Origin of the sequence: Streptomyces sp. G5(2025), assembly GCF_049542075.1 — a bacterium.
GTDB lineage: Bacteria > Actinomycetota > Actinomycetes > Streptomycetales > Streptomycetaceae > Streptomyces.
The window spans coordinates 5,026,069-5,046,668 of the sequence record NZ_JBMUZT010000006.1 but is presented as its reverse complement, the minus strand read 5'-3'; the positions used below and the strand labels follow the sequence as shown (position 1 = coordinate 5,046,668).

Genomic DNA, 20,600 nt, shown 5'->3' with positions numbered 1-20,600 from the left:
AGAAGACACGGCCGGGGCAGGGGGGATCGCGGCACGGCGCCTCCGCGGACGGGAAGGGCGCCGTGCCGTGACGACGTACGGCTTGCGGGGAGTTGATCTGTCTCAGCCGAGGACGGCGAGCGCGTCGATCTCGATGAGCAGGCCCTTGGGCAGGCCCACGTAGACGGTGGTGCGGGCCGAGGCCGGAGCCTTCAGGCCCTGCTCCTCGAAGTACTCGTTGTAGATCTGGTTCATCTCGGCGAAGTGGTCCACGTCCGTGAGGTAGACGCGCATCATCATCACGTCGTCCCAGGTCGCGCCGCCCTCTTCGAGGATCGCCTTGACGTTGGCGAAGGTCTGGAGGGTCTGCTCGCGCAGGGTGGGGCCGGCCGGGGTGGGGGCCTTGCCCGCCTCGGCGGGGAGGAAGCCGACCTGGCCGGCGACCTGAAGGATGTTGCCCTTCTTGACGCCGTGGGAGAACTTCGCGGGCGGGGTGGTGTGGGTGGCCGGGGTGAGGGCGGTCTTCACGGTGTTGCCGGTGTTGCCGGTGTTGCCGGTGTTGCCGGTGTTCTCGGTGTTCTCGGTCATGAGCTGTCCTTCAGGCTTCTTTCAGGGGGGCGTGGCCGGAGTACTCCCGGCTGATGGCTTCCGCCGTACGGCGTACGAGCGGGAGCAGTGCGAGGAGTTCCTCGGCGGTGACGACGACATTCGGCGCGGAGACCGACATGGCGGCGACGACGCGTCCGTCCGCGCCGCGGATGGGGGCCCCGACGCAGTTGATGGACTCCTCGTGGCCACCGAGGTCGGTGGCCCAGCCCTGTTCGCGCACCTTCTCCAGCTCCCGCAGGAACGCGGCGGCGTTGGGTGTCGAACGGGACGTGTAGGTGGGGTAGTCGAGCTTCTCCGCGAGGGCGCGGCGCTCGGCTTCCGGGAAGTCGGCGAGGAGCAGTTTGGCGACGGCGGCGACCGTGATCGCCACCGGCTTGCCGATGCGCGAGTACATGCGCACCGGGTAGCGGCTCTCGACCTTGTCGATGTAGAGGACTTCCCCGTCCTCGTAGACGGCTAGGTGGACCGTGTGGCCGCACCGTTCGTTGAGGGCGAGGAGGTGGGGGTGGGCGATCTCGCGCACGTCGAGGTTCTCCACGGCCTCCTGGGCGAGCGCGAACAGGCGTGCGCCGAGGCGGTAGCGCTGGTCGGACTGGCGGAAGACCAGGCCGTGTTCGTGGAGGGTGCGCAGGAGCCGGAGCGCGGTGGACTTGTGGACGCCGAGCCGGTCGGCGACCTGGCCGAGGTCGGCGGGGCCTTCGGCGAGCAGCGGCAGGATCGAGAGCGCTCGGTCGACGGTCTGGCTCATGGGGTGGGTACCTCCTCGTCGGCCCCGCCGTGCTCTGGGGCGTTCGCCGTCCAGCCGGGGCCGAGACGAAGTGTCTCCCAGGCGGTGTCGTCCAGGGCGGCGAGGCGGTCGGCGTGTGCGCGGGCGGGGGGCGTCGCGAGGTCACCGGGGTCGGTGAGGGCGGCGGCGGCCATGAGGTGGCCGTGGCGCAGCCGCTGCGCGGCGGGCAGGCCGCGCAGGGTGGCGGAGAGGAACCCGGCGGCGAAGGCGTCACCGGCGCCGACGGGCGCGACGACGTCGACGTGCAGGGCGGGCTGGAAGACGGGGTCCTCGCCATGCCGGAAGACGGTGGCGCCGCGGGCGCCCTGCTTGACGACGAGGGCGGCGGGTTCGGGCAGGGCGGCGCGCAGGGCGTCGGGGCCGCCGGTCACGCCCCAGGCGGTCGCGGCCTCGTCCTCACCGACGAAGACGAGATCGGCGCCGCGCGCGAGGTGGAGCAGCACGTCGGGGCCGGGGGTGGCGTCTTTCCAGAGGCCGGGGCGGTGGTTGACGTCGAAAGAGACTAGGGGGATGCGGGGGGTGTGGGGGGTGTGGGGGGCGTACGAGGTGCAGGGGTCGATGGGGGCGCGGGAGTCGACGGGGTCGATGGGGGCACGGGAATCGACGGGGGCGCGGGAGTCGACGGGGGCGCGCGGGCCGACGGGGTCGATGGGGACTCGGTCGGGGCTCCGGGCGGGGCGTCGGGTGCAGAGGTGGCGTACTAGGGCCAGGCAGTCGGCGGAGAGTGCGGGTGTGATGCCCGACAGGTGCAGGATGCGGGCCGCGGCGAGCGCGTCCTCGTCGACGGAGCCGCGCGCCATGGCCGAGGCGGCGGAGCCCGCGCGGTAGTAGACGACCTCGTGGGCGTCGGTGTCGCGGTCGTCGGCGGTGCGGAAGTAGATGCCGGTGGGGCGGTGCGGGTCGCGGCCGACCGCGGAGGTGTCGACTCCGTAGCGGGCGATCGTCTCGACGAGGTGGTCGCCGAAGCCGTCGGCGCCGACGCGGCTGACCCAGCGGGTGGTGTGTCCGGCGGCGGCGAGCGCGCACAGGACGTTCGACTCGGCGCCGCCGATCCCGCGGTCGAAGGAGGGCACGTCGGCGAGGCGGCCGGGGCGCGCGGGCCGGAACGTGACCATGGACTCGCCGAGTGCCACGACGTCCACCATCGCCTGCGCGGCCGCCCTCGCGGCTGCCTGTGCGGTCACGATCTCCAGCCCCTCAACCGTCTCTCCGGATCCGTTGACCCGGGGTTGGCTCGGATGTTAGACAGCTGTCAGCGACATACGCAATGACTGTTGCACACGCTGCAACGCACCTCTGGAGGAGGCGCCCATGGCCGCCGACAACCCCGCCTTCGACGCCGTCGACAACGCTCTCCGCAGCACTGTCGACACCGCCGCCGACGCCGCCGCCGACCGTGCTGCGGATGCGCTCGCCGCGCTCGCGGACGAGCGGATCGACCACCGCTTCAAGGGCCTCCCCGGACGCCGACGGGCTGACGGTCGGCGAGCTCGCGGCCGAGCGCAGGAACCTCTTCACCGGCGGCTTCACCACCCCCGTCCTCGCGCTCTCCGCCGAGCGCCTGGAACACAACCTCGCGCTCATGGAGACGTACGCCGAGCGGCACGGCCTGGCCTTCGCGCCGCACGGCAAGACGTCGATGGCGCCGCAGCTCTTCGCCCGGCAGCTGGAGCGCGGGGCGTGGGGCATCACGCTGGCGGTGCCCCACCAGGTGCGCGTGGCACGGGCGTTCGGCGTCTCGCGGATCTTCCTGGCGAACGAACTGGTCGACGCGGCGGCGCTGCGCATGGTCGCCGCCGAGCTGGACGCCGACCCGTCCTTCCGCTTCATCTGTTACGTCGACTCCGTACGCGGCGTCGAGCTGATGCACGCGGCGCTCAGCGATGCGGGCGCCAGCCGTCCCGTCGACGTCGTGCTGGAACTGGCCGCCGGTGACGAGGCGCGCACCGGTGTGCGGACCGAGGCCGAGTGCTTCGAGATCGCCAACGCCGTCGCGGGCGCGGACACGCTGCGGCTCGTGGGCGTCGCCGGGTACGAGGGCGAGGTGCCGCAGGCCACCACGGAGCGGGTCACGGCGTGGCTTCGGCGGCTGACCGCGCTGGCCGTCGAGCTCGACAAGGCGGGGCGGTTCGCGGACCTGCCGGAGGTCGTGGTCAGCGCGGGTGGCAGCGCGTGGTTCGACGCGGTGGCGTCGGTCTTCGCGGAGCTTCCCGAACTGTCCGTGCCCGTACTGAAGTTGCTGCGCTCCGGTGCGTACGTCTCACATGACGACGGTCACTACCGGCACCTCACGCCCTTCAACCGCGTCCCGCAGGAGGGCGCGCTCGAACCGGCGTTCCGGCTGTGGGCCCAGGTGGTGTCGAGGCCTTCCGCCACGCAGGCGTTCGTCAACGCGGGGAAGCGGGACGCGGCGTACGACCTGGATCTGCCCGAGGCGCATGTGGTGCGGCGCGACGGTGTGGAGCGGGCGGCGGCCGGGATCACGGTGACGGGGCTGTCCGATCAGCACGGGTGGGTGCGGACGGGGGCTGAGGCGGAGCTGGCCGTGGGGGACTGGGTGGGGATGGGGCTTTCGCATCCGTGCACGGTGTTCGACAAGTGGCAGCTGATTCCGCTGGTGGAGGCGGATGGGACGGTCACGGATTACGTGCGGACGTTCTTCTGAAGCGGGGGGTGGGGTGGCTCCCGGCGGCCACCCCCTGAACCGCCGCTCCGCGCCGGACGTCTCCCACCCACCGGCCGTAACCCGGCAGCCATCCCCCAAACCGCCGCTCCGCGCCGGGAGGGCCTTCGCCGTCGGCCGCCGACGGCACCCGGCCCCCACGGGATCCACCGGCACCCGACAACGGCCCCGCACGGACGGGCGGGCGGGTGGGGACACCTCCGGCCGAAGGCCGAACACCACCCGGGACCGGCACCCGCCGACGCTCAGCCGCCGCCACCAGAAGCCACCCGCACCCGACAACGATCCCGCACGGACGGGCGGGCGGGCGGGCGGGGGCAGAAGGCCGGGGCCCACCTACGGCCCGCACCCGCCGACGCCCACCGCCCCCACCGGGGCCACCCGCACCCGACAACCAACCCGCAAGGACGGACGGGCGGGCGGGGCCCGATCCGGCCGAAGGCCGGGAAAAGCCGACCGCCGGCCGCCGACCACCGGCGGATAACCGCCGGCCAACCTCCACCCCCGCAACCAAGAGAGGCCCCCCATGGACCTGGTGATCCGAGACGCCCGCGTCATCGACGGCACCGGACGTGCCTCCTACCGCGCCGACATCGCCGTACACGAGGGCAGGATCACCGAGATCCACCGGCAGGACAACGACAACGGCAACGGCGGCGGCCCGCGCCCCTCGGCCGCGAAGACCCTGGACGCCGAGGGTCTCGTCCTCGCGCCCGGCTTCATCGACATGCACGCCCACAGCGACCTGGCCCTGCTCCGCGACCCCGCGCACACCGCGAAGGCGGCCCAGGGCGTCACCCTGGAGGTCATCGGCCAGGACGGCCTGAGCTACGCCCCGGTCGACGACCGTACGCTCGCCCAGGTCCGCCGGGCCATCACCGGCTGGAACGGTGACGGGGACGACATCGACTTCGACTGGCGGACGGTCGGCGAGTACCTGGACCGCCTGGACCGTTCGCACGGCGGCCACGGCATCGCTGTGAACGCCGCGTATCTCATCCCCCAGGGCACCGTCCGCATGTACGCGATGGGCTGGGACGACCGTCCCGCGACCCCCGCCGAGCTGGACCGCATGCGGCAGCTCGTGGCGGACGGGATGCGGGAGGGCGCCGTCGGCATGTCGTCGGGCCTCACCTATACCCCCGGCGTGTACGCCGACGACTCCGAACTCACCCAGCTCTGCCGGGTCGTTGCCGCCCACAAGGGCTATTACTGCCCGCACCACCGCAGTTACGGCGCCGGCGCGCTCCAGGCCTACGAGGAGATGGTGGAGCTCACGCGCTCCGCGAACTGTCCCCTTCACCTCGCCCACGCGACGATGAACTTCGGCGTGAACAAGGGCAAGGCCCCGGACCTGCTCGCTCTCCTCGACGACGCCCTCGCGCGCGGCGCGGACATCACCCTCGACACGTACCCCTACACCCCGGGCTGCACGACGCTCGTGGCGATGCTGCCCAGTTGGGCGAGTGAAGGGGGGCCGGAGGCGATCCTCGCGCGCCTGCGGGACGACGCGAGCGCCGAGAAGATCCGCCACCACATGGAGGTCATCGGCGCCGACGGCTGTCACGGCGTACCCATCGAGTGGGACACCATCGAGGTCTCCGGCGTCTCCGACCCGGGGCTCGCCTCCTGCGTCGGCAAGACGATCGCCCGCTCCGCGGCTCAGCGCGGCGAGGAGCCGTGGGTCACCGCCCGGCGTCTGCTCATCGACGACAACCTCGGCTCGACGATCCTCCAGCACGTGGGCCACGAGGAGAACGTCCGGGCGATCATGCGCCATCGCGTGCACACGGGCGGCAGCGACGGCATTCTTCAGGGCTTCAAGCCGCATCCGCGCGCGTACGGCACATTCCCGCAGTATCTGGGGCGCTACGCGCGGGAGTTGGGCGTCATGTCCCTCGAAGAGACCGTCGCCCACCTCACCTCACGGCCCGCCGCCCGCCTCCGGCTCCCCGACCGGGGACTCGTACGCGAGGGCTACCGCGCCGATCTGGTCCTGTTCGACCCGCAGACCGTCGCGGCGGGTTCCACTTTCGAGGCGCCGCGCACGCTTCCCACCGGGATTCCGCATGTGCTGATCGACGGCCGGTTCGTGATGCGGGACGGCCGGCGCACGGACGTCCTCGCGGGACGCGCCATACGCCGGACTCCGTGAAGGGCCCGCCCCGGGGTCAGACGAGGGTCGTCGGCCAGGCCTGCGGTACGGCCGGTTCGGCGGCGGGGGCGGGCGCGGGCGCGGCGCGGCAGGTGAAGCCGAGGCCGGAGAGGGCCCGGGTCACCTCCTGCGCCGAGAAGTCGCGGCGGTCCTGGCGCGTGATGACTTCCCCGACCTGCTTGACGGGGTAGTGGCGGCGGCCGATGATCACGGACTCACCGGTGACGGGTTCGGGCTTGACGCCCTTCATGGCCTGCTCGACCTCGTTCTTGAACAGGTCGAAGGGGAAGCGGGCGATGACACAGCGCATGGTGCCTCACAGGGAGCGGGAGAGGAACGGGGAGAGAAGGGAGAGGGTGAGGGGGAGAGACCGCCGCCGGGCGGGCTGGGACGGAAAACGGCCCGGCCTGCCGGCGATGACGACGGCGGGGGCGGGCCCAGGCCCGCCCTCTCAGGCTGCCGCGCCCTGGCCATCCCCGCCCTGCGTACGCGCGGCGTACGCGCGGCGGGCGCGGCCGTCGCGGGGGCGTCGGCCGCGGGCGGGCGCGCTGCGGCGGGAGCCTTCCTTCGGCGGGGCGGCGATGGTCACCGGTACGCCGGAGGGGGTCCTGGCCCCGGTGATGCGCGTCAGCTCGGCCTCGCCGGAACGCACCTGCGCGGTCTGCGGTGTGATCCCGGCGGCGACCATCAGACGGTTCATGTCGCGGCGCTGCGCAGAGGTGACGAGCGTGACGACGCTGCCGGAGCCCCCGGCGCGGGCGGTGCGGCCGCCGCGGTGGAGGTAGTCCTTGTGGTCGGCGGGCGGGTCGACGTTGACGACGAGGTCGAGGTCGTCCACGTGGATGCCGCGTGCCGCGACGTTCGTCGCGACGAGCGCCGTGACCTGACCGGACTTGAACTGGGCGAGCGTACGCGTGCGTTGGGGCTGTGACTTGCCTCCGTGCAGCGCGGCGGCCCGTACCCCGCTCTGGAGCAGGTGCGTGGTGAGCTTGTCGACAGCGTGCTTGGTGTCCAGGAAGAGGATCACGCGTCCGTCGCGGGCGGCGATCTCCGTCGTGGCGGCGTACTTGTCGGCACCGTGGATGTGCAGCACGTGGTGCTCCATCGTGGTGACCGCGCCGGCCGAGGGGTCGACCGAGTGAACGACCGGGTCGCTGAGGTAGCGGCGGACGAGGAGGTCGACGTTGCGGTCCAGGGTGGCGGAGAACAGCATCCGCTGACCGTCGGCCCGGACCTGGTCGAGGAGTTCGGTGACCTGCGGCAGGAAGCCCATGTCGGCCATCTGGTCGGCCTCGTCGAGGACGGTGACGGCGACCTGGTCGAGCCGGCAGTCGCGCCGCTCGATGAGGTCCTTGAGCCGGCCGGGTGTCGCGACGACGATCTCGGCGCCGACGCGCAGGGCGCCGGCCTGGCGTCCGATCGACATGCCGCCGACCACCGTGGCCATGCGCAGCCGCACCGCCTTGGCGTAGGGGGTGAGGGCGTCGGTCACCTGCTGGGCGAGCTCGCGGGTGGGGACGAGGATCAGGGCGAGGGGGCTGCGCGGTTCGGCGCGCTGCCCGGCGGTGCGGGCGAGCACGGCGAGGCCGAAGGCGAGGGTCTTGCCGGATCCGGTGCGCCCGCGGCCGAGGACGTCGCGGCCCACGAGGGAGTTGGGCAGCGTGGCCGCCTGGATCGGGAAGGGCGCGGTGACGCCGAGCCGGGTCAGGGTCTCCACCATGGCGTTCGGCAGGCCGAGCGCGGCGAAGTCCTCGACGGGCGGCAGGGCCGGGGTGACGGTGACCGGGAGGGCGAACTCTCCCTGGAGCGCGGCGGGGCGGCGGGAGGGGCCCTTGGAGTAGGAGCGGGAGCCACCGGTTCGCGGGCCGCCGCCGGAGCGGGAGCCCTCCGAGGCGCGGAAGCCGCCGGAGGAGCGGGGGCCACCCGCGTGTCGGCCGTTCGTGCGTGTTGAGCGGTTCATGGAGAACCTTCCTCGATGCGGCGCGTATCGAGGAATTCTCGGCGACACTGACTTCAGTGCCCGGAATTGCAGGAACGGCCGGTGAAAAATGAAACAAAATTCCGGCCGCCGGAATATTCCGTGACCGGCCGGTCAAAAGAGACGGGATGCGGACTCCGGGTGGATTCACCGGACTGGTCCGTCGTGCCACGTCGACAGCGGGGGAAGGTGACACGCCCCCCGGAAACAGCACGAGCTGGGGCCCGCACCCAAGGTGCGGGCCCCAGCTACGAAGTGCGCGTCAGCGTCAGGCGGGAACGATGTTCTCGGCCTGCGGGCCCTTCTGGCCCTGCGTGACGTCGAAGGTCACCTTCTGGCCCTCCTGGAGCTCACGGAAGCCCTGGGTGGCGATGTTCGAGTAGTGAGCGAAGACGTCGGCGCCGCCGCCGTCCTGCTCGATGAAGCCGAAGCCCTTTTCCGCGTTGAACCACTTCACGGTGCCAGTAGCCATGTCATATCTCCTTCGGGGCAGTGCCCGTGGAATCCACACTGTGCGAACTCCGCGTCGCCGCGATGATTAACCCGTCCGGAATGACCCGGCAATACAAAGTGCCCCGCCGACACATAACGCCGACCGAGCACTTGAAGTCTCTGGGAACCACAACTGCAACTGATATCGACAGTAGCACGCCATCGCCGACGGTGCAGGGTTTTGCTTATCGCTCCACTCGTCGGCGGATAAACCCTCATCGCGCATCGCTCGAAATTCTGCATCTGCCGTCACAGATATACGACGACGGCGCCCTCAGGACGACGGCGCCCCCTCGGCCTTGGCGGCACGCAGCTGCTCGTTGATGCGCTGGGCCTCTTCGAGCTGATCCTCAAGGATGACGATGCGGCAGGCGGCCTCGATCGGCGTGCCCTGGTCGACGAGCTCGCGGGCGCGCGCGGCGATGCGCAGCTGATAACGCGAGTAGCGGCGGTGGCCGCCCTCGGAGCGCAGCGGGGTGATCAGACGGGCGTCGCCGACGGCTCGGAGGAAGCCGGGGGTGGCGCCGATCATCTCGGCGGCCCGGCCCATGGTGTAGGCGGGGTAGTCGTCGTCATCGAACCGGTCGGGGCCTTGCGTGAGGGTCTCTGGGGGCATTTGCACCTTTTTCTGGAACGCGTCGAGGGGCCTGGTGCCGTTGGCACCAGGCCCCGAGGGGTTTCAACACCATCTACCGGCCCTGTGTGCCGGCTCTCTGTATCCGCACGGCCGCCCGACGGGACGGGGGTGCGGGGATCGTGAATGCGTGACCGGGGACCACCTTCCAATCCGGGGCCTTCGGTACCCGAACGACGTCCTGCCCCGCCCGGGCGATCCTGATGGCGTTCGCTCCCTTCCTTGCACTGTCTTGCAACGTCTTTGACTACACCAAGAACTCTAACAACGACGGTTGCGCATGTCTACTCCCGTCGCGATAGATTTTCGGAAGCGGACGTGGAGGGATCCAAGGGCCCACGGACCCTCTGCCGTCGGTAGGCTCACCAGTCATGTCGAAGCCTGACGAACTGCTCGTCGACATCGCCACCCTGGTGGAGTCCGAGCACAGCAATCAGATGTCCCTCACCGTGGTCGTGGCCGGTGCCGTCATCACCGGACGACTGGCCCCCGAAGCCCTGTGGCGGCGGCGCGTCGCCGAAGTCCTCAAGGACTCCGACCGGCTGGGCCCGTTCGCCTCCGTGTTCGAAACCGACGAGGCGCCCGACGGAGCGCCCGACGACCCGCCGCGGGACACCGCCCCCACCCACCTCCACTTCCACCTGGCCCGGATCCTCCAGGGCACCCTGGGCCTGCCGGAGACGGGCGGGATGTACCGCATCGCCCTCCAGGACGTGAGCGCCTGGAGCGTGGGCGACCTCAGCTACTCCTGACCGTCTGACCCGCGCCGGGCTCAGGTCCGGTTCCGCGCCACCCGCGGAACCGGACCTGAGTCCGGCCTTGTCAATTTTCCTCCTCCGAGCTATATAGAAATCCGTAGGGCATCGCACCCAGCACCGTCGAAGGGAGTGACCCGTGATGCTCATGCGTACCGACCCATTCCGTGAGGTCGACCGCCTCGCCCAGCAGGTCTTCAACAGCGCCCGTCCGGCCGGCATGCAGATGGACGCCTACCGCCAGGGCGACGAGTTCGTCGTCCACTTCGATCTGCCGGGCGTCGACCCCGAGTCGATCGACCTGGACGTGGAACGCCACGTACTGAACGTCCGTGCCGAGCGCCGCTCCCCCGCCCCCGAGGGCGTGGAACTGATCGTGGGCGAGCGCCCCACCGGCACCTTCTCCCGCCAGCTGTTCCTGGGCGACACCCTGGACACCGAGCGGATCGAGGCCTCGTACGAGGCGGGCGTCCTGACGCTGCGGATCCCGGTGGCCGAGCAGGCCAAGCCGCGCAAGATCCAGATCAGCGGCGGCGACAGCGGGCGGCGGCAGATCAGCGGCTGACCCGGCCGGCGCGCGAGGCAGGTCGGCGCGCGAGGCCGGCCACGTGAGAGTCGGCCGCGCGGGGAGCGCGGCCGGTCGACAAGAGAAGACGGAGGAGAACGCACGATGAGATGGAGCGAACTCATCGAGGCGGTAAGGGAATCCGGGCAGTACGCCACCGCCGCGGAGGCGGAGCGCGTGACGCGCACCGTCCTGTCCGCCCTCGGCGGCCAAGTTGTCGGGGTCATCGGGGACGAGCGCGTCGAACTGGCGGCCCGGCTGCCGGTCGAGGCGGCGAAGCTGATCGCGGACGAGGTGCCCGTGAGGCGGCAGCTCACGGCCGCCGAGTTCGTCGAGAGCGTGGCGCTGCGCCTGGAGGGTGCCACGCCGGCCACCGCTCGATGGGACGTCAGCTCCGTCCTCGCCGTCCTGGCGCAGGCGGTCGACGGGGAGCTCGTGGACCGCCTGCTGGGCCTGTTGCCGCCGGGGTACGCCCTGCTGTTCGGCAGGGCCGAGCTGGCGCAGGCGGCCTGAGACGAGCCGCGCGGGTGCCGCCCCCGGACCTCCGGGCCCGAGGCGCGGGGACGGCACCCGCGGCGGCGTCAGGCGGCTACCGGCCCCCGGCCGGCTTCGGCAGAGTGCAGCCGGTCCGGCCGAGGTCGATCTTGTTGCCGGTGCCGACGCACGGCACGAGGGTGTAGGTCTGCTGCGCGTAGTTGATGCCTTCGCGCACCGTGACCCGGCCGCTCTCGTCGACCTCACAGGGGTTGTTGTCCGTGCAGCGGCCGCCGCTCTCGTTGCCGGTGTTGTTGACGGCGACGACCTTGCCGGTCGCGTCGTCGATCACCGGGGAGCCCGAGGTGCCGCCGATCGTCTTGCACTCGGGGGTGTAGCGGACCGAGTCCTTCCAGGTCCAGCTGCCCTCCTTGAGGCGGTACGCGAAGCCGTCGATGCCGCACTTGTACAGCTTCTTCCAGTACCCGGAGGCGACGGTGATCGCCCGGCCCCGCTCGGGGCGCGCCGTGTTCAGCTCCAGTGCCTTGATCCCGTACTTGGTCTCGATGTCGCGGTAGGTGGTGGTGAGTTCGTAGAGCGACATGTCCGTGTCGGTCATCGTGGCGTACGCGATCTTGCTCGCCCGGAGTGTGGCGAGGCTGCCGCCGGAGGCGTTCAGGAGCGTGAAGCGGCGCGACGAGGGCTTGTCGACGACGACCTCGCCGGGGGCGGGGAAGCCGCTCTCCAGGCAGTGGCCGTTGGACAGGACCAGGGCGGGGTCGCCGGGCTGCGAACCGGGTACGCGCACGACGGAGCCGGAGCAGTTGCTGAGCGCCACGGTCCCGGCGAGGCTGACGGCCTTGACCGCGGGCTTCTCGGCCCGTTCGGCACCGGCGGCCGCCGCGGGCGCGGCCGTCGCTCCGCAGAGCAGGGCGGCGAGACACGCGCCGACGAGAGGCTTGTTCATGTGGGGGTCCCCTCTGGATGACTGCATGACCGAAGGTCCTTCGGTTTGTCATGCGCATTGTTGGGGGCCCGGCGCCCGAGGACAAGACCGCGCGCCGACGAAGGCGCTCCGGGGCGCTCCGGGGATATTCGCCGAACCGCCGCAAGAACACCCCGTAAGCTCGCCGCCATGCAGGTCATCCAGTCGACGAAGCTCGCCAACGTCTGTTACGAGATCCGGGGCCCCGTGCTTGAGGAGGCGATGCGGCTGGAAGCAGCGGGCCACCGCATCCTCAAGCTCAACACCGGCAACCCGGCCGCCTTCGGCTTCGAGTGCCCGCCGGAGATCCTGGAGGACGTCCTCCGCAACGTCGGTTCCGCGCACGGCTACGGCGACGCGAAGGGCCTGCTCGCCGCCCGCCGCGCGGTGGTCATGCACAACCAGACCCTCGGCATCGAGACCGACGTCGAGCACGTCTTCATCGGCAACGGCGTCTCCGAGCTGATCGTCATGGCCATGCAGGGCCTGCTCGACGACGGCGACGAGGTCCTCGTACCGGCGCCCGACTACCCCCTGTGGACCGCGGCCGTGTCCCTGTCCGGCGGCACCGCCGTGCACTACCGCTGCGACGAACAGGCCGACTGGATGCCGGACCTCGCCGACATCGAGCGCAAGGTGACCGACCGCACCAAGGCGATCGTCATCATCAACCCGAACAACCCGACCGGCGCGGTCTACAGCGACGAGATGCTGCGCGGCCTGACCGACATCGCGCGCCGCCACAATCTGCTGGTCTGCTCCGACGAGATCTACGACAAGATCCTCTACGACGGTGTGACGCACACCCCGACCGCCGCCATCGCCCCGGACCTGCTCACCCTCACCTTCAACGGCATGTCGAAGGCGTACCGGGTCGCGGGCTACCGCGTCGGCTGGATGGCGATCTCGGGGCCGAAGGCGCACGCCTCGTCGTACATCGAGGGCCTGACGATCCTCGCCAACATGCGGCTGTGCGCGAACATGCCGGGCCAGCACGGCGTCGTCGCGGCGCTGAGCGGGCGGCAGACGATCAACGACCTGGTACTGCCGGGCGGGCGGCTCCTGGAGCAGCGCGACACCGCGTACGACCTGCTGACGCAGATCCCCGGCGTGAGCTGCGTGAAGCCGAAGGGGTCGCTGTATCTCTTCCCGCGGCTCGATCCGAAGGTCTTCAAGATCAAGGACGACCGGCAGCTGGTCCTCGACCTGCTGCGCGCCGAGAAGATCATGGTCGTGCACGGCACGGGCTTCAACTGGCCGGAACCTGACCACTTCCGGGTCGTGACGCTGCCGACGGCGACCGACCTCGCGGAGGCGGTCAGGCGGATCGGCAACTTCCTGGACGGCTACAGCCAGCCGTGAACGGGGCCCGCGCCCGGCCTCCCGGACGCGACTCAACTTTAGACGAAATCTAAGATAGGATGGTCCCCATACCGCTTGGAGGCCACCCATGTACGAGCCGATCCGCACCAAGTCGGTCCACTCGATGGCCGATGACGCGGACTTCCCCCACCGCTCCCGCGAGGAAGAGCTGGACATCCAGCTCGCCGGGCACCTCGCGGCGCTCCTCGCCGTCACCGACGAGCTGCGCGCCCTCGCCCCCGCCGCCGACCTGGACGCCGCCGCCGAGCGACTGGCGTGCGAGGTGGCGCGGCTGCGGGGCGGCGCCCAGCCGGCGCGCTCGTCGGTCGCCACGGCAATCCACGAACCCGCCCTGACCGCCCTGCACCAGCGCGCGCACGCCCTCGCCGGCCGCGCCCTGGTCGTGGCGGCCTCCCGCGCCGACACCGCGGCGGCCATCCTGGCCGCCGAGCGCATGGACGCCCACGCGGACGCCACGCGCCTGGTCGGCGCCTCCTGATCGGCCCCGGTCCGCGGCCGGGAAGGCCACGGACCGGGTGCCACCCACGACGCTCCGCCCCGGCGGTGATCTTCACCGTGGCCCGGCCGGACGGTAGCCCGCCGGGCGGGATCAGCAGCTCCGGCGAGCTGCCGAAGACGCCCACGGCCCGCGCCTCGCACGTGCCGTTGCCGCGGCCGGCCGCCGCCGAGGCCCTCACGCAGTCCCCCTCGGCACCCACCAACCTGATCGCCCACGTGACCGGCACCGGGGAGCGCGCCACGCCGCCGCCCGGCGCCGACGCGCCACCTCGGCCGGCGCGTCCGGCCCGCGCCGGCTCCGCCGGGTCGTCGGCCGCGAGCAGCGCGTGCCGTGCCGTAGGTCGCCTCGGTGCCGGTGACCTGGTGCCGGTGACCCGCTTGCCGTCGGCGCTCCGGGCGATGTCCTTCGGCGGGGCGTGTCCTCGCCTTCGGCGTCCGCGAGCCGCCGCGACGGGGCCGCGAAGTATGTGCGTACGTAACGCACAGCGGCATGCGCGCGTACGTACGCGGAGGGGCCCCGCACGCCGTTGTGCGGGGCCCCTCCGGGATGGCGGGTGCGGTCTCAGCCCAGGCGCTGCACCAGTGCGCGGTACTCGTCCCACAGCTCCTTGGGCGTGTGGTCGCCGAAGGTGTTGAGGTGCTCGGGGATCAGCGAGGCCTCGTCGCGCCAGACCTCCTTGTCGACCGTGAGCAGGAACTTCAGGTCGGCGTCGGCCAGCTCCAGGCCCTCGGTGTCGAGCGAGTCGACCGTCGGCAGGATGCCGATGGGGGTCTCGACGCCCTCGGCCTTGCCGTCCAGGCGCTCCACGACCCACTTCAGGACGCGGGAGTTCTCACCGAAGCCGGGCCACACGAAGCGGCCCTTCTCGTCCTTGCGGAACCAGTTCACGTAGTAGATCTTCGGCAGCTTGGACTGGTCCTTGCCCTTGGCCACGTCGATCCAGTGCGCCATGTAGTCGCCCATGTTGTAACCGCAGAACGGCAGCATGGCGAACGGGTCGCGGCGCAGCTCGCCGACCTTGCCCTCGGCGGCGGCGGTCTTCTCGGAGGCCACGTTCGCGCCGAGGAAGACGCCGTGCTGCCAGTCGAAGGACTCGGTCACCAGCGGGACCGCGCTCGCGCGGCGGCCGCCGAAGAGGATGGCCGAGATCGGCACGCCCTTGGGGTCCTCCCACTCGGGCGCGATGATCGGGCACTGGGCGGCCGGGGTGGTGAAACGGGCGTTGGGGTGCGCGGCCGGGGTGCCGGACTGCGGCGTCCAGGCGTTGCCCTTCCAGTCCGTCAGGTGGGCCGGGGTCTCCTCCGTCATGCCCTCCCACCAGACGTCGCCGTCGTCGGTGAGCGCGACGTTGGTGAAGACGGAGTTGCCCCACAGCGTCTTCATGGCGTTGGCGTTGGTGTGCTCGCCGGTGCCGGGCGCGACGCCGAAGAAGCCGGCCTCGGGGTTGATCGCGTAGAGGCGGCCGTCCTCGCCGAAGCGCATCCAGGCGATGTCGTCGCCGATGGTCTCGACGGTCCAGCCGGAGATCGTGGGCTCCAGCATGGCGAGGTTCGTCTTGCCGCAGGCGGACGGGAAGGCGGCGGCGACGTACTTCGACTCACCGCGCGGGGGCGTGAGCTTGAGGATCAGCATGTGCTCGGCGAGCCAGCCCTCGTCGCGCGCCATGACGGAGGCGATGCGCAGGGCGTAGCACTTCTTGCCGAGCAGGGCGTTGCCGCCGTAGCCCGAGCCGTAGGACCAGATCTCGCGGTCCTCGGGGAAGTGCGAGATGTACTTCGTGGAGTTGCACGGCCACGGCACGTCGGCCTCGCCGTCGGCGAGCGGGGCGCCGAGGGTGTGGACGGCCTTGACGAAGAAGCCGTCCTCGCCCAGCTCGTCCAGGACCGCCTGGCCCACGCGGGTCATGGTGCGCATGGAGACGGCGACGTACGCCGAGTCGGTGATCTCGACGCCGATCGCGGACAGCGGCGAGCCGACCGGGCCCATGCAGAAGGGCACGACGTACATCGTGCGGCCCTTCATCGACCCGCGGAAGACGCCGCCCTTGCCGTCGGTGCCCCGGAAGATCTCCCGCATCTCGGCGGGGGCCTTCCAGTGGTTGGTCGGGCCCGCGTCCTCCTCCTTCTCGGAGCAGATGAAGGTGCGGTCCTCCACGCGCGCGACGTCGGTCGGGTCCGACACGGCGTAGTAGGAGTTGGGGCGCTTGATCGGGTCGAGCTTCTTGAACGTGCCCTTGGCGACGAGTTCCTCGCACAGGCGCTCGTACTCCGCCTCGGAGCCGTCACACCAGACCACACTGTCCGGTTGCGTCAGTTCGGCGATCTCGTCGACCCAGGAGACGAGCTCCTTGTGGCGGGTCGGGACGGTGTTGGTCGGAACGGTGCTGGGAGCCGCGATGTCGCGCGCCACGATTGCTCCTAATCGAGGGGTTTTTGGGATGTATGCCCCGTGGGGGCTGCGACCCGGACGCTTCACGTGTATTTCCCTTGGCGCTCATCCGGTGCCGACCGCACTCATTTGATCATCCGACGCGTCCGCCCATCTGTCCAGAGGGCATCACACTTGAGCGGAGTGAGCATCGCCACTTGTACGGCTTCGGGCACGAGGGTGGCGTTCCACCCGATTTGATGACGGGTACTGCCCCGATTGACCCCGCCGCCGACTGATCCCTGACTTACGGGCCCGTAGGTACCATGCCGAACATGACCGCCTCCGTCTCCGAAGCGATCCCGGAACCCGAGGGCGCCCCCTCCCTCGTACCGCCCCCGCAGGACATGCCGCTGCCCGTGAAGCCGAAGATGCGCGGCTGGCTGCACGCCGGCATGTTCCCCGCGGTAGTCGTCGCCGGCCTGGTGCTGACCGCGCTCGCGGACTCCACCCGCGGCCGGATCGCCTGCGGCGTCTTCGCCCTGACCGCCTGCCTGCTCTTCGGAGTGAGCGCGCTGTACCACCGGGGCGACTGGAGCCCGCGCGCGGACGGCGTGCTGCGCAGACTCGACCACTCGAACATCTTCCTGATCATCGCGGGCACCTACACCCCGCTGACGATGCTGCTGCTCCCCGACGCGAAGGGGCGGTGGCTCCTCTGGGGCATCTGGGGCGCGGCCGTCGCAGGCATCGCCTTCCGCGTGTTCTGGGTCGGCGCCCCGCGCTGGCTCTACACGCCGTGCTACATCGCGATGGGCTGGGCCGCCGTGTTCTTCCTGCCGGACTTCATGCGGACGGGCGGCGTCGCCGTCCTCGTCCTGGTCGTCGTCGGCGGACTGCTCTACAGCGCGGGCGGCGTGATCTACGGCATCAAGCGGCCGAACCCCTCCCCCCGCTTCTTCGGCTTCCACGAGGTCTTCCACTCGCTGACCCTCGCGGCCTTCGCCGTGCACTACATCGGCATCTCGCTGGTCGCCTACCGGCACGGGTGATCCGGCACGTTCCTCCTTCCGCCATCCGGGTGGCCGCGGCTCTTGAGCCGCGGCCACCTTTTTCGCGCGCCCGGCCGTTTGCGCGCCGACCGTTTCTGCGCCCGGCCCGTCTGCGCGCCCGCACACATTGACAGTGAACACCTTTTGAGAGTTACTCTCAATTCATGGTGACCGTCACGAACTCTCCCGCCGCCGCGCGGCAGAACCCCCGTCGCTGGTGGGCGCTGGCCGCCCTGGTCGCGAGCTTGCTGGTGCTCGGCTTCGACATGACGATCCTCAACGTCGCGCTGCCGACGATGGCCGAGCAGCTCGGCGCGAGCACCGGCGAGCAGCAGTGGATGGCGGACGCGTACGTCGTCGTCCTCGCCGCTCTGATGCTCCCCGCCGGGCTCCTCGGCGACCGGTTCGGGCGGCGCAGGATGCTGATGACCGGGCTCGGCATCTTCCTGGCCGGGTCGCTGATCGGCACCCTCGTCGACGACGTCTCCCTCGTCGTGGTCGCCCGCGCCGTCATGGGGGCGGGCGCCGCCCTCGTCATGCCGCTCGCGCTGGCCGTGCTGCCCGCGCTCTTCGGTCCCGGTGAACGGACCAGGGCCATCGGCATCGTCTCGGCCGCCTCCGCGCTCGGCGCGCCCCTCGGGCCGATCGTCGGCGGCTGGCTGCTCGACCACTTCTGGTGGGGCTCGATCTTCCTGATCAACGTCCCCATGGTCGCGACAAGCCTCGCCGCCTGCCTGTTCCTGCTGCCCGAGACCCGCGACCCCGCGGCGCCCGCGGTCGACGTCGTCTCCACGGCGCTGACCGTCGCCGGGCTCGGCGCGCTCGTCTACGGCATCATCGAGGCGCCCGTACGCGGCTGGGGCGACCCCCTGGTCCTCGGCGTGCTCACCGGCGCCATCCTGCTGCTCGCCGGGCTCGTGCTGCGTGAGCGGCGGATGACGCGGCCCATGCTCGACATGACGCTGCTGCGCGACCGTGCCTTCTTCCTCAACACGATGGCGGCGACGCTCGTCATGTTCGTGCTGTCGGGCCTGCTGTTCGCGCTGCCGCCGTACCTCCAGGCCGTCCTCGGCCACGACGCGTTCGGCACCGGTGTGCGGCTCCTGCCGCTGATGGGCGGACTGCTGATCGCCGCGAAGGGCGCCGAGCCCGTCGTACGCCGCTTCGGGGCGCGGGCGGTGATCAGCAGCGGACTCGCGGTCCTCGCCTTCGCCGCGATCCTCGGCAGCCGCACGGAGCTCGACAGCGGCTACGGCCTCACCGCGCTGTGGCTCTCGGTGGCCGGCCTCGGCTTCGGCTTCGCCGTCGTGCCGTCCATGGACGCGGCGCTCGGCGCGCTGCCCGTGGAGCGCGCGGGCTCCGGCTCGGGGCTGCTCATGACCGTACGGCAGGTGGGCAGTGCCCTCGGCATCGCGCTGCTCGGCTCGCTCCTCGCCGGGGCGTACACCGACCGGCTCGACACCGGCGGCCTGCCGGTCCCCGCGGCCGACGCCGCGGGCGACTCGGTGGTCGCGGCCCACGGGGTGGCCGACCGGCTCGGCGACGGCGGCCTCGTCGACGCCGCGAACTCCGCGTACGTCCACGGCATGGGCCTCGTCCTCCTTGTCAGCGGTGTCGCCGCCCTGGTGACGTCCCTGCTCGTGGCCGCGCTCCTGCCGAGGACCGACGGCACGGCGGCCGACACGCCTGACCTGGGCAAGGCCTCGGTGGATGCCCGACAATGAACGCCATGACGGCCGCACGGATCCCCACCGCCGAGACCGCGCCCCCGCTGGGGCTGCGCGAACGGAAGAAGCTCAAGACCCGCCTCGCGATCCGGGAGGCGACGTACCGGCTGATCCGCGAGCAGGGGTACGAGGCGACGACGGTCGAGCAGATCGCGGAGGCGGCGGAGGTCTCCCCCTCCACGGTGTTCCGTTACTTCCCGACCAAGGAGGACATCGTCCTCACCGACGAGTTCGATCCGCTCCTGGAGAGCGAGTTGCGGGAGCGGCCCGCCGACGAGCCGATCGTGGAATCGCTGCGGGTCGTGCTGCGCCGGGCCGTCAGCCTCGGCTTCGCGGAGGAGCCCGAGGTCTCCAGGCTCCGTACGAAGCTGATGATCGAGGTCCCCGCCGTGCGCTCGCGGATGCTGGAGAGCATGTCGGTCACCGGCGGCATCCTGTGCCGGGTCATCGCCGAGCGCACCGGCCGCGAGCCCGGCGACCTGGAGGTGCGGACCTTCTCCATGGGCCTGATCGGCGCGCTCACCGAGACCGCCGCGTACTGGGCCGAGCGCGACCACCGGGACGACCTGCCCACGCTGGTGGACCGCACCCTGTCCATGCTGACCAGTGGCTTCGCGGGAGCGGACAGGAGCGGAAAATCGTCGGTGCCGTCCGGTCCCGGCATGCCATCCTGACCGCATGAACGGTCCGGAGATCCTCGTCGGTTTCGACCCCGCGCTCGGCACCTTCGTCCCCCAGGAGCGAAGGCAGGGCCCCACCACGGTCGTTACGGACGGCGCCTCCACGCTCGGGCACGTGGTCGAGTCCCTCGGGGTGCCACTGACGGAGGTCGGGGCGCTCGTGGTGGACGGCCGCGAGGTCGCCCCCGGGCACGTGCCGGCGGAGGGCGAGACCATCTCCGTACGCGCGGTCAGTCGCCCCCAGCCGGTGCCGGGCGCCCCGCTCCGCTTCCTCCTGGACGTCCATCTCGGCACACTGGCCCGGCGGTTGCGCCTCCTCGGTGTCGACGCGGCGTACGAGAGCACGGACATCGGCGACCCCGCCCTGGCCGCGCGCTCGGCGGCCGAGCGGCGCGTCCTGCTCAGCCGTGACCGGGGGCTGCTGCGGCGCCGGGAGCTGTGGGCGGGGGCGTACGTCTACAGCGACCGCCCCGAGGACCAACTCCGCGACGTCCTCGGCCGCTTCTCCCCGCGCCTCGCCCCGTGGACGCGCTGCACCGCCTGCAACGGCACGCTCCGCACGGCCACCAAGGAAGAGGTGGCGGACCTCCTGGAGGGCGGCACGCGCGGCTCGTACGACGTCTTCGCCCAGTGCGGGGAGTGCGCGCGCGTGTACTGGCGCGGCGCCCACCACGACCGTCTGGAGGCGATCGTGGCGGGCGCGGTGGCGGAGTTCGGGAGCGGGCCGGTCGGGGCCCAGGCGTGACCTGAGTGGAGGTGGCGTGTCCCCGGGAGCACCATGGAAGAGGGGCACGTC

General features: G+C 71.4%; 19 protein-coding genes and 1 pseudogene. 11 read left to right on the top strand and 9 right to left on the bottom strand.

What is annotated here, in order from left to right; all coding sequences use genetic code 11:
• Positions 1 to 102: 102 nt before the first annotated feature.
• Genes ACOBQB_RS33890 through ACOBQB_RS33880 form a run of 3 tightly spaced genes read right to left on the bottom strand, consistent with a single transcriptional unit; the run spans position 103 to position 2,520 of the window.
• Positions 103 to 567, bottom strand: a complete 465-nt coding sequence (locus ACOBQB_RS33890) for a RidA family protein (RefSeq protein ID WP_423597260.1) — start codon at positions 565 to 567, stop codon at positions 103 to 105.
• Positions 568 to 577: 10 nt separating this feature from the next.
• Positions 578 to 1,336, bottom strand: a complete 759-nt coding sequence (locus ACOBQB_RS33885; protein WP_356575247.1) for an IclR family transcriptional regulator — start codon at positions 1,334 to 1,336, stop codon at positions 578 to 580.
• A complete protein-coding gene (locus tag ACOBQB_RS33880; RefSeq protein ID WP_423598941.1) occupies positions 1,333 to 2,520 on the bottom strand; it encodes a PfkB family carbohydrate kinase in 1,188 nt (395 codons plus the stop codon). Before ACOBQB_RS33880 ends, ACOBQB_RS33885 begins: the two co-directional genes overlap by 4 nt.
• Before the next feature lie 166 nt (positions 2,521 to 2,686).
• On the opposite strand from ACOBQB_RS33880, the pseudogene ACOBQB_RS33875 reads away from it, so the two are divergent.
• Both ACOBQB_RS33875 and ACOBQB_RS33870 read left to right on the top strand, forming a co-directional pair.
• Positions 2,687 to 4,040 (top strand): annotated as a pseudogene (locus ACOBQB_RS33875) (amino acid deaminase).
• A gap of 544 nt (positions 4,041 to 4,584) precedes the next feature.
• Complete coding sequence (locus ACOBQB_RS33870) at positions 4,585 to 6,213, top strand: N-acyl-D-amino-acid deacylase family protein (RefSeq protein WP_423597258.1); 1,629 nt, start codon at positions 4,585 to 4,587, stop codon at positions 6,211 to 6,213.
• Between the two features lie 16 nt (positions 6,214 to 6,229).
• Here the strand turns inward: ACOBQB_RS33870 and ACOBQB_RS33865 are convergent, their stop codons facing one another.
• The 4 genes from ACOBQB_RS33865 to ACOBQB_RS33850 form a co-directional block, all read right to left on the bottom strand.
• Positions 6,230 to 6,523, bottom strand: a complete 294-nt coding sequence (locus ACOBQB_RS33865) for an SCO5918 family protein (protein WP_423597256.1) — start codon at positions 6,521 to 6,523, stop codon at positions 6,230 to 6,232.
• A 141-nt stretch (positions 6,524 to 6,664) separates the two neighbouring features.
• On the bottom strand, positions 6,665 to 8,173 hold the full coding sequence (locus ACOBQB_RS33860) for a DEAD/DEAH box helicase (RefSeq protein ID WP_423597254.1): 1,509 nt from the start codon (positions 8,171 to 8,173) through the stop codon (positions 6,665 to 6,667).
• Positions 8,174 to 8,459: 286 nt separating this feature from the next.
• Positions 8,460 to 8,663 carry a cold-shock protein gene (locus tag ACOBQB_RS33855; RefSeq protein WP_010986199.1) on the bottom strand — a complete coding sequence of 68 codons (204 nt, stop codon included), beginning with the start codon at positions 8,661 to 8,663 and terminating at the stop codon, positions 8,460 to 8,462.
• 294 nt (positions 8,664 to 8,957) lie between these two features.
• Complete coding sequence (locus ACOBQB_RS33850; RefSeq protein WP_423597251.1) at positions 8,958 to 9,299, bottom strand: MerR family transcriptional regulator; 342 nt, start codon at positions 9,297 to 9,299, stop codon at positions 8,958 to 8,960.
• 389 nt (positions 9,300 to 9,688) lie between these two features.
• Here ACOBQB_RS33850 and ACOBQB_RS33845 point away from each other — a divergent pair, with 389 nt between their 5' ends.
• From ACOBQB_RS33845 to ACOBQB_RS33835, 3 genes are all read left to right on the top strand, one after another.
• A complete protein-coding gene (locus tag ACOBQB_RS33845) occupies positions 9,689 to 10,069 on the top strand; it encodes a hypothetical protein (protein WP_423597249.1) in 381 nt (126 codons plus the stop codon).
• A gap of 145 nt (positions 10,070 to 10,214) precedes the next feature.
• Entirely contained in the window at positions 10,215 to 10,637 is a 423-nt protein-coding gene (locus ACOBQB_RS33840) for an Hsp20/alpha crystallin family protein (RefSeq protein ID WP_398795825.1), read from the top strand.
• 105 nt (positions 10,638 to 10,742) lie between these two features.
• Entirely contained in the window at positions 10,743 to 11,150 is a 408-nt protein-coding gene (locus tag ACOBQB_RS33835; RefSeq protein ID WP_423597247.1) for a DUF2267 domain-containing protein, read from the top strand.
• A gap of 76 nt (positions 11,151 to 11,226) precedes the next feature.
• On the opposite strand, the gene ACOBQB_RS33830 is transcribed toward ACOBQB_RS33835, so the two are convergent.
• A complete protein-coding gene (locus ACOBQB_RS33830; RefSeq protein ID WP_423597245.1) occupies positions 11,227 to 12,078 on the bottom strand; it encodes a trypsin-like peptidase domain-containing protein in 852 nt (283 codons plus the stop codon).
• Between the two features lie 168 nt (positions 12,079 to 12,246).
• On the opposite strand from ACOBQB_RS33830, the gene ACOBQB_RS33825 reads away from it, so the two are divergent.
• Both ACOBQB_RS33825 and ACOBQB_RS33820 read left to right on the top strand, forming a co-directional pair.
• Complete coding sequence (locus ACOBQB_RS33825; RefSeq protein ID WP_423597243.1) at positions 12,247 to 13,458, top strand: pyridoxal phosphate-dependent aminotransferase; 1,212 nt, start codon at positions 12,247 to 12,249, stop codon at positions 13,456 to 13,458.
• Positions 13,459 to 13,546: 88 nt separating this feature from the next.
• A complete protein-coding gene (locus ACOBQB_RS33820; protein ID WP_423597241.1) occupies positions 13,547 to 13,957 on the top strand; it encodes a hypothetical protein in 411 nt (136 codons plus the stop codon).
• Between the two features lie 582 nt (positions 13,958 to 14,539).
• Here ACOBQB_RS33820 and ACOBQB_RS33815 read toward each other — a convergent pair.
• Positions 14,540 to 16,387, bottom strand: coding sequence for a phosphoenolpyruvate carboxykinase (GTP) (locus tag ACOBQB_RS33815; RefSeq protein WP_423597239.1), 1,848 nt, complete (start codon positions 16,385 to 16,387; stop codon positions 14,540 to 14,542).
• A 365-nt stretch (positions 16,388 to 16,752) separates the two neighbouring features.
• On the opposite strand from ACOBQB_RS33815, the gene trhA reads away from it, so the two are divergent.
• The 4 genes from trhA (at position 16,753) to ACOBQB_RS33795 (ending at position 20,549) form a co-directional block, all read left to right on the top strand.
• Positions 16,753 to 17,397, top strand: a complete 645-nt coding sequence (gene trhA / locus ACOBQB_RS33810) for a PAQR family membrane homeostasis protein TrhA (protein WP_423598939.1) — start codon at positions 16,753 to 16,755, stop codon at positions 17,395 to 17,397.
• Between the two features lie 164 nt (positions 17,398 to 17,561).
• The gene (locus ACOBQB_RS33805; protein WP_423597237.1) at positions 17,562 to 19,121 is read left to right on the top strand and encodes an MFS transporter; all 1,560 of its coding nucleotides are present in this window, start codon (positions 17,562 to 17,564) and stop codon (positions 19,119 to 19,121) included.
• A gap of 5 nt (positions 19,122 to 19,126) precedes the next feature.
• Complete coding sequence (locus tag ACOBQB_RS33800) at positions 19,127 to 19,798, top strand: TetR/AcrR family transcriptional regulator (RefSeq protein WP_423597235.1); 672 nt, start codon at positions 19,127 to 19,129, stop codon at positions 19,796 to 19,798.
• A 4-nt stretch (positions 19,799 to 19,802) separates the two neighbouring features.
• The gene (locus ACOBQB_RS33795) at positions 19,803 to 20,549 is read left to right on the top strand and encodes a Mut7-C RNAse domain-containing protein (RefSeq protein WP_423597233.1); all 747 of its coding nucleotides are present in this window, start codon (positions 19,803 to 19,805) and stop codon (positions 20,547 to 20,549) included.
• Positions 20,550 to 20,600 lie beyond the last annotated feature (51 nt).

Coding starts and splice junctions, on each gene's coding strand:
- ACOBQB_RS33890 (WP_423597260.1), bottom strand. CDS start 567: ATGACCGAGAACACCGAGAACACCGGCAACACCGGCAACACCGGCAAC.
- ACOBQB_RS33885 (WP_356575247.1), bottom strand. CDS start 1,336: ATGAGCCAGACCGTCGACCGAGCGCTCTCGATCCTGCCGCTGCTCGCC.
- ACOBQB_RS33880 (WP_423598941.1), bottom strand. CDS start 2,520: ATGGTGGACGTCGTGGCACTCGGCGAGTCCATGGTCACGTTCCGGCCC.
- ACOBQB_RS33870 (WP_423597258.1), top strand. CDS start 4,585: ATGGACCTGGTGATCCGAGACGCCCGCGTCATCGACGGCACCGGACGT.
- ACOBQB_RS33865 (WP_423597256.1), bottom strand. CDS start 6,523: ATGCGCTGTGTCATCGCCCGCTTCCCCTTCGACCTGTTCAAGAACGAG.
- ACOBQB_RS33860 (WP_423597254.1), bottom strand. CDS start 8,173: ATGAACCGCTCAACACGCACGAACGGCCGACACGCGGGTGGCCCCCGC.
- ACOBQB_RS33855 (WP_010986199.1), bottom strand. CDS start 8,663: ATGGCTACTGGCACCGTGAAGTGGTTCAACGCGGAAAAGGGCTTCGGC.
- ACOBQB_RS33850 (WP_423597251.1), bottom strand. CDS start 9,299: ATGCCCCCAGAGACCCTCACGCAAGGCCCCGACCGGTTCGATGACGAC.
- ACOBQB_RS33845 (WP_423597249.1), top strand. CDS start 9,689: ATGTCGAAGCCTGACGAACTGCTCGTCGACATCGCCACCCTGGTGGAG.
- ACOBQB_RS33840 (WP_398795825.1), top strand. CDS start 10,215: ATGCTCATGCGTACCGACCCATTCCGTGAGGTCGACCGCCTCGCCCAG.
- ACOBQB_RS33835 (WP_423597247.1), top strand. CDS start 10,743: ATGAGATGGAGCGAACTCATCGAGGCGGTAAGGGAATCCGGGCAGTAC.
- ACOBQB_RS33830 (WP_423597245.1), bottom strand. CDS start 12,078: ATGAACAAGCCTCTCGTCGGCGCGTGTCTCGCCGCCCTGCTCTGCGGA.
- ACOBQB_RS33825 (WP_423597243.1), top strand. CDS start 12,247: ATGCAGGTCATCCAGTCGACGAAGCTCGCCAACGTCTGTTACGAGATC.
- ACOBQB_RS33820 (WP_423597241.1), top strand. CDS start 13,547: ATGTACGAGCCGATCCGCACCAAGTCGGTCCACTCGATGGCCGATGAC.
- trhA (WP_423598939.1), top strand. CDS start 16,753: ATGCCGCTGCCCGTGAAGCCGAAGATGCGCGGCTGGCTGCACGCCGGC.
- ACOBQB_RS33805 (WP_423597237.1), top strand. CDS start 17,562: ATGGTGACCGTCACGAACTCTCCCGCCGCCGCGCGGCAGAACCCCCGT.
- ACOBQB_RS33800 (WP_423597235.1), top strand. CDS start 19,127: ATGACGGCCGCACGGATCCCCACCGCCGAGACCGCGCCCCCGCTGGGG.
- ACOBQB_RS33795 (WP_423597233.1), top strand. CDS start 19,803: ATGAACGGTCCGGAGATCCTCGTCGGTTTCGACCCCGCGCTCGGCACC.